The organism is Diaphorobacter ruginosibacter, assembly GCF_014395975.1.
In the GTDB taxonomy this organism is placed as follows: Bacteria; Pseudomonadota; Gammaproteobacteria; order Burkholderiales; family Burkholderiaceae_C; genus Diaphorobacter_A; species Diaphorobacter_A ruginosibacter.
The window spans coordinates 697,806-711,563 of the sequence record NZ_CP060714.1 but is presented as its reverse complement, the minus strand read 5'-3'; the positions used below and the strand labels follow the sequence as shown (position 1 = coordinate 711,563).

The following is a 13,758-nucleotide window of genomic DNA, read 5'->3' as shown; positions in this document are numbered from 1 at the left end:
ATTCAGCCCGAGCTCAGATAGAACAGGAAATCTTGTGAGTATCCTTGACCCAAAGTACCAGAGGCTTGGTCCCAGCCTAGCTTTGCTGACCGACGAAGCTGTGTTAGCCCAGGCGTGGAAAAAGACCGACTCAGATGTTAGGCGTCACAACTGGTACGCCGATATTCTTGAACTGGAACAAACGTCTCTCCTGCTGCCTCAGAAGCTCCGTGATTGGGCGTCAGAGTTGAATCTTGGACCTGGTCTGCCTAAGACAACACCTGCCAGAGTCGTCCATGCACCGAAAAACGCAAAGTGGTATTTCCCAGAGGAGAAAACAGGCGGGTGGCACTTCAAGCCGCAGGTTGACGCCAAGGGAAAGAAAGCCATGCAACCAGATCTGCGCCCACTGGCACACCTGACCATTCGTGATCAGGTCATGGCCACAGCAGTCATGGTGTGCGTGGCTGATGCAGTTGAGAGCTTGCAGGGCAATACCGACTCATCCCTTTGCCCCAGCCCCAGCGCCGCACGCAAGCATGTTCTCAGTTATGGCAACCGCTTGTTCTGTGATTGGACATCCGGGCCAACGGGCAGACAGCAGGCCCGCTTTCGATGGGGCAACGTAACCACATACTCGCAGTTCTTCAAGGACTATGAGCGCTTTCTGGAGCGCCCAGCCAGCGTCTGCAGAGAATTGCTGCCCTCCCTGCAAGGCAAACGTCTGTATGTGATCAAGCTCGATTTAGCAAAGTTCTACGACTGCGTCGATCAATCTCGCGCGCTGGCTCGCCTGAAGGGAATGTGGGCGGCCTACGCCCAGGAGTTTGGAGCCCCTCAAGCCGTGACAGATGAAGCCGATCAGAACGCATTCTGGTTAGCTGCCGAGCGTGTACTGCAATGGTTCTGGCATGCTGAAGACAGCAAGAAAATTGGTAGTTCGACCATGGGCCTGCCCCAGGGGCTAATTGCCAGCGGCTTCTTGGCTAATGCTTACATGCACGACTTTGACAGGCAGGTGGCTGCCAAAATTGACACAGAAATCGATGTGTCAAACATCCGCAACAGTTTGACCGATACAGGTCTTGCCACCGTGAAGCTGCTCGACTATTGCCGCTATGTGGATGACATGCGGCTGGTGGTTGCCTTGCCCTTGAATGAGGCGGCAAACCTCCCGCTGGAGCATTTGGCTTCCGTTATTAGCGCATGGATCAATCAAGCGCTTGAAGCTTACGAGGGTGACGGTTCCCGCTTGAGTACCAATCCCGAAAAGTCAGAAGCTGTGGCCTGGGAAGACTTTGCGGTGCAAGGCAGCACTTCGCAGTTCATGAGAGGAGTGCAAGGACAAATCAGCACTGCACCTGATCCCACCACGTTGCTCCAAGTCACCGGTAGTCTTGATCACTTGTTGTGGCTCGCTGATGCACTCAATGACGACATCCACGTGGACGGCAATTTACTTGCACTATCAAGAATTGCCCTGCCCAAGGTGGACGTTAGAGATGACACGATCCGCAGGTTCGCGGCAAATCGCCTTCGTCAGGTCCTGAGACTTCGGCGCAGTATGGCCGATCCGGAGTTACCGGGTCTCGACGCCATGTCGAGTACCGAGGTCAGTGAACTGCGCGCGCTGGACCACGAGATGGAGACCGTAGCTCGCAAGCTGGTGGCTTGCTGGTCAAGGAACCCCGCTCTGACTACTGTGCTTCGCTGCGGAGTGGACATTTTCCCGTCCGTGGAACTTCTGCGGCCTGTGACTGAAGCGCTGTTGTCAAAGCTGGCGAAGCTCAACAAAGAGACTCTCGTTGCTTTCTATGTGCTGGCCGATTTGTTCAAAGCTGCTGCTGTTGAGACCGGACTTCATCGGCCAGAAAGCTACCCTGCGGATTCAGACATCCATGCGTACAGGGCGGAACTCATTCAGCTTGCACTAGGTTTACTTTCCAAGCCCAAGCTGCCTTGGTACCTACACCAGCAGATTGCACTTTTCATGGCAGTGATGCAGTTCCCGATAGATCTGCCTCATAAGCAGAGGGAGCTGACCCAGTACTCAAAGCTTCACTCAGCTCTTCGCTATGAGGTTCCAAAGCTGCCGGATACTGACTATTTGACAGCAGGGCTGCTGGTTCTGCGTATCACGGGGGAACGAGCGAAGTTCGTGATCTGGCTCGGCCATTGGCTGGACAAGTTGACCAAATCTCAAGCCATGAAGCTGATTGACCAAGTCGCCATGATTGAACCTGCGGTCCTAACCGATGTTCTGCGCGCGCATAGCGTCACTTCCAGGAAGGCATGGCTGGAACGAGTTCGTTTGCACGTGCCATGGACGGCGTCGCTGGATCACTCTGAACCGTTGGCGGATTGGCGTCCCGGCAAGAGGTCGCTAGCCCGAATCACAGCACATCCGGAGAATCCATTCGTTCAGGAAAATGCGCTGCTGAAGCTGGCGTCGGCCTTGTTGAATAACGGTGCTCAAGCACTAGAAGACGACCGGATTTGCATTCACAAGATCGAAGTTGAATGCAGTAAATGGCCAACGATCCAAAATCCCGAAACCTCCATCGAGATCTCCATCATCGATGGAGAGGTCTATGCGCCCCCGTGGACTGAAACGCCGCCGTGGGTTCAAGCTGATATGCGTTGGGCCTATCGTTTGGGAAGGCTCTTGCGTGCGGCCATCGTAGGTGAGAGCGACTACACCTCTCGCCACTATCCGCTGCGCGAAAGCGCCTTTGATCGCTACCGTGGTCTTCAAAGCAGCTGGTACAAGCGCCGAATGGGCTTGATGCCACTGACCGCAGGCCTGGGGGCTGAGCCAACACCGATCTCACCTTGGCTCAACGAGCTGATCATGCGCCTGCTGCAATGGCCAGGTCTGGAATTGCAAAGGGATGGGGTTGTAGAGTTCAGTATTGCCAGACACCCTGCAGACCTTCTCAGGCTCATTACGAAGCGTCAACAGATTCAGCATGGCTGCTATGGAAAACTGTCTCAACTGCCCGCATATCTGCTCCCGGTAGATGGCAGTGCGTCCATGGATCTGCGTCGCTTTAAAGTCGCTCTGGTTCAAACCTTGATGCCGAAGGATGCTGACTTTTCCTCAACCGATCCGTTACTTTGGATGCCTGAGTACCGCGCGCGCCATCGCGCCCATTTGGCATCTATGTGTCGATTGATCACTCAGCAGTTGGCTGCGGGTCGGTTTGCAGCCAAGAGGACCGACGTCGATCAGGCAAGACGCCTTGATTTGATCGTATTTCCCGAATTAGCCATTCATCCAGATGATATGTGGCTGCTGAAACGCCTGTCCGACAGCACCGGGGCCGTTATCTTTGCCGGGCAAACCTTTGTCCAACACCCCTATCTCAAGAAGCCCATCAATCGTGCCTTCTGGTTGCTTCGCCAAACAACCAAAGCTGGTCGGAGTATTGCGACAGTCTACCAAGGCAAGCAGAACGGCATCCCATGGGAAGTGAGTAATGGCGTGGTTGGGCACAGACCCTATCAGGTCGTTGTTCAGTTTTCGGACAAGCAGGGCAGATCGGCCAACCTAACCGGTGCCATTTGCTATGACGCCACCGATCTCAAGCTGTCTGCGGACATGCGTGACGTCAGTGATGGCTTCGTGATCGCAGCACTCAACAAAGACATCAACACGTTTGACACCATGGCAAGCGCCCTTCAGTTCCACATGTACCAACCTGTTATGTTGGTGAACACGGGGCAGTATGGTGGGTCGACGGCTCAAGCCCCATTCAAGGAACACCACGAACGACACATCGCCCATGTACACGGAAACAACCAAGCGGCAGTAAGCCTGTTCGAAGTGGACCTCACAACGTTCAAGAGCGCAGCAAAGGTACCTGCACCGAAGGAAAAGAAAACTGCGCCTGCGGGCTTCAAAGGCCGAAAATAATCGTAGGTTGTGATCTGCAATATTTTGGGACAATGGCTGCCTGGGGTCGGGTCGAGACCGTCACAAATTTGGTATGCGCAAGCACCTGACTCGCGTGACTGACCTCCGTGCTTGTGCTCTTGTAGTCTACTGAAAGCGTTTGTCGATCGGCTAAGGGGCTGTGAGCGTCCAGTCTGAGCATTTTGAAAGCCCGTTCGTGGCATAGGAGCCTTGTGCCCACCTCAACTCTTGGTGGGCACGTGAGCACTATTTCCGATCAGCAGATCGGCGCACGCTGGCGGCGTCGCGTTCACAGCGACGCATTCAAGGCCAACACTTCGTATGACTGCTTCTATTGCAGAGACCGTGAGTTCACTCTGCAGTTCCGAGCGGCAGCAACCGCTGGAGGCTGTGTGAAAACCCTCTCGCGGCCTGCCGCATGGGCCGGTAGAGTCCGTAGACATATTGAGCACCGAGGTAAATATGTCCAGATACATCGAGGGTCAGGATCGACAGCAGGTTACGCTGCTGCCAGAGTGATCTTGCCCCCGTAGTTCCGGACACCGTCCAGTCGCTAAGTTAGCCCTGATGGGCGAGGTGATTCTGCCGCCGTCGGAACTCCCTGGGTGACATCATCTTCAAACTCGAATGTGGGTGGATTTCGTTGAAGTGCTCGAACGCACCCGGCAATTGCGCCAACACGGTCGGCGCATCGCGCAGGTCCATACGGCTCATGTAGTCGCGCTTGAAGGTGTTCACGAAGCTCTCGGCCATGCCGTTGCTCTGCGGGCTACACACGGGCGTGTTGATCGGCTTCAGGCCCAGCGATCTAGCAATGCCACGCGTCTCGTGCGCGATGTAGGCGCTGCCGTTGTCGGTGAGGAACTCCAATTCACGCTCCAGGGGCACGGCTTCAACCGTGCCAAAGCGCCGCTCCACGGCTTCCACCAGCATGTCGCGCACAGGCTCTCCCGCAAGTCCCTTGCCCTCCCAAGCCCGCCAGGCCAGGATCTCCCGGTCGCAGCAGTCCTTGGCGAAGGTGGCTGTGACCGTCTCGCCCGAATCGCACTTGATCTCAAAGCCGTCAGAGCACCAGCGCATGTTGCTCATCGGCACACTGACCTGGCCATCGTGAATGCGGCTCGAATGCCGTCGCTTGGGCGCCTTGGGCAACAGCAGTCGATGCCGCGCCATGACCCGGTAGATGCGCTTGTGGTTCAGCGCCTGTTGACCTTGCGAACGTCGCTCTCGATTGAGCAGCGCACCGGCGCGGCGATAACCATAGCTGGGCAACTCGGCAATGTGGCGCCGCAGGTCGGCCAGCAAGAGCTCATCCTGGGCCGGGGTGCGGCCTCTGCGGCTGTCCTGCCAGTGGCCAGGGCGGTGATGCCGCACATGCAGATTCGAGCGCGCCACGCCCAGCACCGAGCAGACCGGCTTCATTGGTCGTCCCCGGGCAACAAGGGCGAGCGCGCAATCCATTTTTTTGCTGCAGCGATCTCCACGGCTTCCTTGAGTATCTCGTTCTCCAAGGTCTTCTTGCCCAACACGCGCTGCAGCTTGGCGATCTCGGCACGGGCGGCTGCCAGTTCCGATGCCGGCACAACGGCCTCGCCTGCACCGACAGCCACCAGCGCGCCTTCGCGCTCCAGCCGCCGCCAAGTGAATAGCAAGCTCGCCGACACACCCTCCTGGCGGGCCACGAGCGAGACGCTCATGCCCGGTTCATACGTCTTGCGAACCAAGGCGGCCTTCTCGGCAGCCGACCAGCGCCGCCTGCGCTGGTCTCGGGTGATGACCTCAATCGTTTCTGTATGCCTAGTCATACGCACAGTCCTATGCCTATCTCGAAGATAAGCGATGGACCGTGTCCGGAGATTCAAGGGGCTATCTCAGCTTTGGGGACCGCGGTGGCGTCATCATTTGAAGAAATTTCAGGCTCTATGCTCAGGCGGTTTGACCAAGGCGCTGACAAGGCATAGAACATAGAAAGTCCAAGAGAATTGCCTTTGCGTTCACACAACGGCAATTCTTACTTGATTCAAATCGACCGCTGATTCACTCGCTTCGACAGCTCTTCCGCAGACTCCTTGCGCTCGCTGTATCTGTCAACCAGATACGGCGCAACATCGCGAGTGAGCAACGTGAATTTCATCAGCTCTTCCATCACATCCACCACGCGGTCGTAGTACGAAGAAGGCTTCATTCTGCCGGCTTCGTCAAACTCGGCAAACGCCTTCGCCACGGAGCTTTGATTGGGGATGGTGAGCATGCGCATCCAGCGACCCAGAATGCGCATCTGGTTTACAGCGTTGAACGACTGCGAGCCACCACTCACCTCCATGACAGCGAGTGTCTTGCCTTGTGTTGGCCGCACTGCGCCGACAGAAAGCGGTATCCAGTCAATCTGGCTCTTCATGATGCCGGTCATCGCGCCGTGACGTTCTGGTGAAGTCCACACCATACCCTCGGACCATGAGGCAAGCTCGCGAAGCTCCTGCACCTTGGGGTGCGACTCGGGAGCTGCGTCCGGCTGCGGCAATCCTTCTGGATTGAAGATGCGAACTTCAGCTCCCATGCTCTCGAGCAAGCGGGCGGCCTCCAGCGTTAACAGTTTGCTGTACGAGCGCTCGCGCAGCGAACCGTAGAGCATCAGAATGCGCGGTGGATGGGAAGACACGGCGCGCGGCAGCAAGTCGCCTTGCGAAGGAATACGAAACGATTCTGGGTTCAGATTGGTGGATGGCAGGTTCATTGATTCAGACACGATTTCCATTGGCGTCGATGACGACTTCTCCGTCTTCTTTGGTGAAAGGACCTTGTTGCGTGGAGGCCAGGATGTCAAGTACCGCTTCAGATGGTCGGCAGAGCTTGACGCCCTTGGAGGCGACAACAATGGGTCGATTGATGAGGATTGGGTGTGCAAGCATGAAGTCGATGAGCTGTACATCGCTCCACTTGTCGTCCTGCAGTCCAAGCTCTTCGTAGGGAGTACCCTTTTGGCGCAGCAACTCGCGAGGCGCAATGTTCATCGACTTGATGAGCTCTACCAAGAGCTCCTTGCTGGGCGGATTTTTGAGGTACTCAATGACCTCGGGCTCCACGCCACTGTTGCGAATCAACGCCAACGTGTTGCGTGAAGTGCCGCACTCGGGGTTGTGATAGATGGTGACTTTTTCCATGGTCTTCCAAACGCTCAAGTGCGGACTTTGCTAGCGCCATTTTCGTACCAGCCTTGTGAGCGGTTCACAACCGCTACGACAGCCAGCATGACAGGCACTTCAATCAGCACACCCACGACGGTGGCCAGTGCGGCTCCTGATTGCAGCCCAAACAGACTGATGGCGGTAGCGACAGCCAGCTCAAAAAAGTTGCTTGCACCAATCAGGGCGGATGGGCCTGCAACACAGTGCTGCACTCCCAGCTTGCGGTTGAGCCAGTAGGCCAAGCCTGAATTCAGAACAACTTGAATGAGGATGGGGACGGCCAATAGCGCGATGACAACAGGCTGCTTGATGATGGCTTCGCCTTGGAAGGCAAACAGCAGCACCAAGGTGAGCAGCAGTGCAGAAATGGAATACGGGCCGAGCTTGCTCACCACCGCCTTGAAATGCTCCTCCCCCTTGGCCAGCAATGCTTTACGAATCAACTGCGAAACAATCACCGGCACGATGATGTACAGGCCCACAGAGATGAGCAGCGTATCCCATGGGACAACGATGGAAGACAGGCCCAGCAGCAGCGCGACGATAGGTGCGAAAGCAACCACCATGATGGCGTCGTTCAACGCAACTTGAGACAGGGTGAAATACGGGTCCCCCTTGCAAAGCTGACTCCACACAAACACCATCGCCGTGCAGGGTGCTGCAGCGAGCAGAATCAGGCCAGCGATGTAGCTGTCCAGCTGCTCAGTCGGAAGATAGGGTGCAAACACGTGTCGCACGAAAATCCACCCAAGCAGCGCCATGCTGAAAGGCTTGATGGCCCAGTTAATGAACAAGGTGACACCAATGCCGCGCGCATGAGCCTTGACCTGCCCAAGTGCACCGAAGTCAATCTTCAGCAGCATGGGAATAATCATGACCCAGATGAGTACGCCGACGGGTAAATTGACCTGCGCGATTTCCATCGATGACACAGCGTGAGTCAGGCTAGGCAACGCTTGGCCGAGCACGATGCCAGCCACAATGCAAAGCAGCACCCAAACGGTTAGATAGCGTTCAAAGAAGCTGATGCCGCCCGCTGCAGAAGCACCGCTTGAGAGAGTCTTGGTTGGTGCAGACATGATTAGTTCCGCGAGATGGTTTCAAGCGAGGCCTGAAGCTCTTGGTTGTTCATTTTTTCAAGCGGCAATTGCAGCAGCTGCAACATGCGATAGCCAATGGCTTGCCGGGTCACTTCGAAGGCAGCTGCACGCTCACTTTCGGGAGCGTTGGAGGGGTCTGCATATCCCCAATGCACCTGCACGGGACTACCCGACCAATAAGGGCATTGTTCCGACGCCGCGCTGTCGCACACCGTGATGACTATGTGCATTGGCTCTGCTTGCGGACCCACAAACTCATCCCAAGATTTGCTTCGGTAGCCGGGGTTTTCAATGCCTGCACTCTCGAGTGCTTGCAATGCAAATGGGTTGATGCGACCGCTGGGTGAACTACCGGCACTGAAAGCCCGAACGTCCTTCCCCAACTTCTTGGCCCAATGATTGAGCATGGCCTCGCTGAGCACACTGCGTGCCGAGTTGTGGGTGCACAGAATAAGTACGTTTTTAGTCATGATTTACTGCTGGCCAATCGCCTTCACTTCACGCTGCAAAGCAAGTCGGTCCAAACGCTCTACAGGCAGCGCCAGAATCAGCTCCAAGCGGCGCTTCATGGTCATGACGGCATCTCGATAAGCTTTGACCTGGACTTCTTCCGGACCGTCAACCGCGGCTGGGTCTGGCATTCCCCAATGAGCGCTGATGGGCTGACCGGGCCAGACTGGACACACTTCACCCGCGGCCTGGTCACACACAGTGAACACAAAGTCCATCTCAGGAGCATTCGGGGCGGCAAAAACATCCCACGATTTGCTTCGAAATTCTTCAGTGGGAATCTGAATTTTTTGGAGTGCTTGAATCGCAAGTGGCTGAACATGCCCTCTCGGGTGGCTGCCTGCTGAGTACGCCTTGAAGCGTCCTTTGCCCATCTCATTCATCAGCCCTTCGGCAATGATGGACCTGGCCGAATTCCCGGTGCAGATGAACAGCACGTTGTAAATCTTGTCTGCCATTTCGATTCCTTCGAGTTGAACGTTGAACTGAAGCGATTCCTATTGCCTCAACACTTGTTGCAGATGTCTGTCTGCAGCTCCACTGCACAGGCGGCCCCTTGGCAGCAGTTTTCAGTCAAGAACGAGAGCACTCTGTTCATTTGCTCGTACGCTGCGCGGTAGATGAGGTTTCGGCTGATGCGCTCCTGCGTTACCAGACCGGCATTCACCAGCTCTTTCAGGTGAAACGAAAGGGTGTTCGCGGGGACGCCCAGAGTCTCGGAGAGCACGCCCGGCGTGAGACCATCCCCTCCTGCAACGACCAACGCCCTGAACACCTGCAGACGAACTGGCTGCGCCAAGGCCGCTAGTGCTTTGATGACTTCATTTTGTTCCATATTTCAATTGTAATGGAACTATGGAATACTTTTGTGACAAATTGACTACACACCTCCCAGCGAAGGGGGAACGATGTACTCAATCGGCTGGAAGCAGCCGAATAGACGTTCTTGAGAACATTAGCTCTAGAACTGCGAATTGAACGCGGAAGTACCGAAATGACCTTCGTATACTGGCGGCAACGTACATCTTAAGAGGGACAGCCTTGCACACGATTCCGTTCGAAATTCCACTGCCAAAGAATGAAGCAGACTTTGAGCGTATGTGTGCACAGGTCTATGGCGTCGTCTTTGATGACCGAATGCCCAAGATGAATGGGCGAAGCGGCCAAGTACAGGGTGGTGTTGATGTCTTTGTTAAGGAGCCGGGCATAGGACGAGTGGGCATCCAGTGTAAGAAGTACGCCTTGAAGCCGCTTAAATGGGCAGATGTCGTTGCAGAGGTTGAAAAAGCCGACACGCAAAAAACAGCCATCAAGAAACTCATTCTCGCCACGACCACACTAAACGATGCAGCATTGCTTAAAAATGTCCACGAGCTATCTGATGACCGGGAAGCCAATGGTCTATTTCCCGTCGAAATAGATTTCTGGGAGGATATTTGCAATCACATCAGTCGTTACCCAAGACTACAAGACAGCTACGCACCTCAAACACCAGGTGCGGCCTATCATCGGCAGGAGGCCTCACTCAACAGCATCCGCGAACTTGCAGTCGAAGCTAACTCCAGGTTACTTGAATTCACCGGACTTCCAATAGCTCGCCAAGACTCAGCTAACAGGCTTATCTCGGACCAGCTTGACCGAATAAACAACCTGTTGAAGGCCAACCTCTATCGTGACGCACTGAACCAATTGGCCGTCATAGGCAATGACTTGGCGCCATTCGATGCTCACCAGAAGGCTCGTTGGTACCTGCAAAAAGGGTTTGGCTTGTGGTGCATGGGTGAGGATGAAGAGAAAGCGGCGGAGTTTTTTCTGAAGTCGTATGAAACGTTTCCTGATGATGACCGCATGTGTGCCGCACACATTAGGGGTCTCATGCTGCTGAAGAATCTAGACAAAGCGCTTGTTGAAGGCAAACTAGCTCAAGAGAGGTATCCCGAATCGGAACATGTCTGGTGTGCATTGGCTAACGTGCGGCTGCTTCAGGGTTTGCCGTTTCAGGAGCATGATGTTCCTGTATCCTTGAAGAATGATGCGGATGCTCTTCAATTCGTAGCCGAAGCGAAGCTTAAAGCGGGAAACCTAGAGGAGGCAGTCCACTTCAGTCAAAAGGCGGCATCCCATCCTGAAGCGGGATTTTTTGGTCGCGCAAATGCGCTTCGAATTGCAGCGATTTACGGAACTCGGTTTCCTGTAAGAGCTATGGCCGAATCGATTCCACTCGACGAAAAAAAGGCTCTAGAGTTTGCAATCGAGATATTTCAACCGAGACATGAGCGTCTTTGGAAGGTTCAGTCTGCATCTATCGTGGGAGCAATAGGTCACCTAGGATTTTCACTGCTGGTATTGCATCGATTCACTGAAGCACTTTCTCTAATAGAGGAGGCCGAAGCCCACGGATATACCTCTGAAGAAATACTCCACACAAGGATAGCTGCTCTCTTTGCACTTGAAAAGAAGGAAGAGTTTTTAACCTTTACTGCCCAAAAAATGAGTGATTTGGGTCTGAGCAGTCTCGCCATAGTTGGCCAGTTCGCAGCTAACGAGGGAAAGCTTTCATTGCTCCAGCAAACGTTGGACGCAGCGCTACTTTTTAATCCAGTTGATGATGAAACAACTGAACTTCTAACAGCGCTGAGGTGGCAAACACTAGCACGGACAGGTGCACAAGACTTGGCGGTCAAAGAAGTTCTATCAGCAAAGGTGGATTCGCAAGGTGGCCTGATTGCGGTGTGTCTCGCAGCACGTGTATTGACTCGAGCTGGGCGTCATCTAGATGCGGAACCAATGGTGGAGCGTGCCAGGCGGTTAGTGTCCGAGCAAGGGACAGAACCCCAAAAGTACATGCTCGCCGAGACTCTGTTCTACGCTGGGAGGTATTCCGAGGCAGCAGTTTATTTTGAGCAGTTGATAACGCCAGGCTACCTCTCTGACCTAGATAACAGATTGTTAGATTGCTATATTCGGTCCCAAAACAGGCGAAAAGCAAAAGAGCTATTATCCAGACTCCCCTCTGACTGGATTGAGAACGACAATACTCGTAGTTTAGCAATTGAACTTGGACGTCAGGTCGCGGACTGGAGTTTCCTGCGTCCATTGGCCGAAACGCAATTAAGACTGCACCCGAATCTAGCTCGAAGCTGGATTTTTAAGTTAACGACGGATTTGCACTCTGCGACACCGGCTGAGTTTCAGAATGACCTTCGTAGAGTGCCTGAATTGCTCGATGGGCCAATAGATAGCATCGCCCAAATGGCGAGATTTGAATTTCGGTATGGTGAGTTGGAACGGGCTATGCGGCGACTATATCGAATGCTTCGTCATAACCTGGACGAGCCCGAAGCATTGTCAGCTTACTTTCTGGCCATTGTTGGTGCAGCAAAAGAACTTCCGTTAATGGAGGAGGAATTGCTAACGGTTGTTCCTGGCAGTTGTGTCACTTTGGAGGATGAGTTTGGAAATGTCACGCAGTATGTGATAGACCCTCCAGATGTTGGAGAGCTTCCAAAAAGGGATGGGTACTCGGACCTGCTTTCAGCCCAAGCAACAGCCTTGATTGGCTCGAAGGTTGGTCAAGAAGTAGACCTTCCTGCGCTTGCTTTCGGAGGTAAAAATCGATACCGAGTGACCGGAGTTCAATCAGCGTATCGTCACTTGATAAAGGTCGTTCACGAACGCTCCAATATGATGGGCGGACTGCCAGATATGAAAATGGTCCCCGTAAGAAAGGATAGTGACGGGGAGCTTGACTTGGCGCACATGAAAGCCGAAGTTTTACGGTCGTCTTCCGCTGTGCGGCAACTGCTAGATGACTACGCATCTGGGCGTATGACCTTGGGAGGACTTTGCTACATCCGAAGGCGTAGCTCAACCGAGGCAGTCTTAGGTTGGCCTATAGATGGCCCTCCGATATACGTGGGGACGGGTACTCCTGAAGAACGTGAAAAAGCGGCCGAAATCATCAGAAATCCGGATGCCTGCTATGTGATTGATGCCGTGACGCTGGCTGAGTTTGTCCATCTCGAGGTACAAGAGGCGTTACAGCACTTACCAAGGTTGTTCGTCTCGACGTTGACTAAAACAACACTGGAACGATGTCTTCTGGAGGCAGAAGCCGACCAAAGTGTTGCAACAAGCACAGAGATTGATGGGCAGCTAGCGTTCATCGAGCATGATGCTCGGTACCACGCCAGACGAATTCAATTTTTCAAAGAGTCGCTTGACGTCATCGAACGCTATTGCGAGGTGAGGCCTGCTTATGGTGAATTGGACGATAGCCCTCTCTTGATGAAACTGATTGAAGTACTTCATCCCGAGGAAGTGGAGGTGATGATGCTCGCTAGGGCATCCAACGCAATAGTGCTGACACTGGATGGGCGATTTCGGGAGATTTTGGAGAGCGTGGCAAAGGTATCTGGTATTTGGCCCCAGACTGTCCTAATGCATTGCGCAGCCAATAAATTGCTTGACCCAAAGAAATTATCTTCGGCGACCGTCAAGCAGTTTCTTCTAAATCGCAGCTTTGTTTCGTTAAGCGGCGATGACCTTGTGTGGATGGCATTACAGGGCGGGGCATATTTGCAACAAGGGATTCAGCGCTTTAAGGAATATCTTTCATCTAATAAAACCGATTTTACTTCTGCAGCTGCGGTAGCATTTTCATTTCTCACCCAAATCTCATCACATAACATTTCTCTTCCGGCGTTTGGTGAACTGTTCGAGCATATCGTGGAGGCTTCTATGCGGCACCCTCATTGCCCGCAGAATTTTGAAGTAGACATCGACCAATACATTGCTGATTTCTCCGAATCGCTGAAAACCCAGAGGTACCTATACGACAGTGCCAACTGGCTTCCAACGCAGCTTGTTAAGTTTCAGAAAAATTATCTGATTCAATCATTGGCAAACGCTCGACGCCGATTGCAGGAAGGCGATGACGGCAGACCTATCGGTGTAAGAGTGTTGTTCTGCAGTCATACCCCTTGGCTGGCAGTAGAAAAATCTCTTCCGGAATTAGTGGAGCGGCATGACGCACCAACGCTATCGCTCGCAAGCGATATAGATTAGT

9 protein-coding genes are annotated in these 13,758 nt (G+C 53.9%); 2 read left to right on the top strand and 7 right to left on the bottom strand.

Annotation, left to right across the window (positions count from 1 at the left end; all coding sequences use genetic code 11):
• The first annotated feature begins 34 nt into the window (after positions 1-34).
• The gene (locus H9K76_RS03335; RefSeq protein ID WP_187598169.1) at positions 35-3,895 is read left to right on the top strand and encodes an RNA-directed DNA polymerase; all 3,861 of its coding nucleotides are present in this window, start codon (positions 35-37) and stop codon (positions 3,893-3,895) included.
• A gap of 558 nt (positions 3,896-4,453) precedes the next feature.
• Here H9K76_RS03335 and H9K76_RS03330 read toward each other — a convergent pair.
• The 7 genes from H9K76_RS03330 to H9K76_RS03300 form a co-directional block, all read right to left on the bottom strand.
• Positions 4,454-5,700 (bottom strand): IS3 family transposase gene (locus tag H9K76_RS03330; RefSeq protein WP_246475000.1). Its coding sequence is split into 2 segments (ribosomal slippage): positions 4,454-5,355 and positions 5,355-5,700, totalling 1,248 coding nucleotides; the frame shifts between segments, so codons are not numbered across the junction.
• Between the two features lie 215 nt (positions 5,701-5,915).
• Positions 5,916-6,629, bottom strand: coding sequence for an arsenical resistance protein ArsH (gene arsH, locus H9K76_RS03325; protein ID WP_187598168.1), 714 nt, complete (start codon positions 6,627-6,629; stop codon positions 5,916-5,918).
• A gap of 4 nt (positions 6,630-6,633) precedes the next feature.
• On the bottom strand, positions 6,634-7,056 hold the full coding sequence (arsC, locus tag H9K76_RS03320; protein WP_187598167.1) for an arsenate reductase (glutaredoxin): 423 nt from the start codon (positions 7,054-7,056) through the stop codon (positions 6,634-6,636).
• A gap of 14 nt (positions 7,057-7,070) precedes the next feature.
• Positions 7,071-8,159, bottom strand: coding sequence for an ACR3 family arsenite efflux transporter (gene arsB / locus H9K76_RS03315; protein ID WP_187598166.1), 1,089 nt, complete (start codon positions 8,157-8,159; stop codon positions 7,071-7,073).
• Positions 8,160-8,161: 2 nt separating this feature from the next.
• The gene (locus H9K76_RS03310) at positions 8,162-8,650 is read right to left on the bottom strand and encodes an arsenate reductase ArsC (protein WP_187598165.1); all 489 of its coding nucleotides are present in this window, start codon (positions 8,648-8,650) and stop codon (positions 8,162-8,164) included.
• 3 nt (positions 8,651-8,653) lie between these two features.
• Positions 8,654-9,148: an arsenate reductase ArsC gene (locus H9K76_RS03305; RefSeq protein WP_187598164.1), complete on the bottom strand. Its 495-nt coding sequence runs from the start codon at positions 9,146-9,148 to the stop codon at positions 8,654-8,656.
• Between the two features lie 47 nt (positions 9,149-9,195).
• Complete coding sequence (locus H9K76_RS03300; RefSeq protein ID WP_187598163.1) at positions 9,196-9,525, bottom strand: ArsR/SmtB family transcription factor; 330 nt, start codon at positions 9,523-9,525, stop codon at positions 9,196-9,198.
• Positions 9,526-9,731: 206 nt separating this feature from the next.
• Here H9K76_RS03300 and H9K76_RS03295 point away from each other — a divergent pair, with 206 nt between their 5' ends.
• Positions 9,732-13,757, top strand: a complete 4,026-nt coding sequence (locus H9K76_RS03295; protein ID WP_187598162.1) for a PIN domain-containing protein — start codon at positions 9,732-9,734, stop codon at positions 13,755-13,757.
• The last annotated feature ends 1 nt before the right edge of the window (position 13,758 follow it).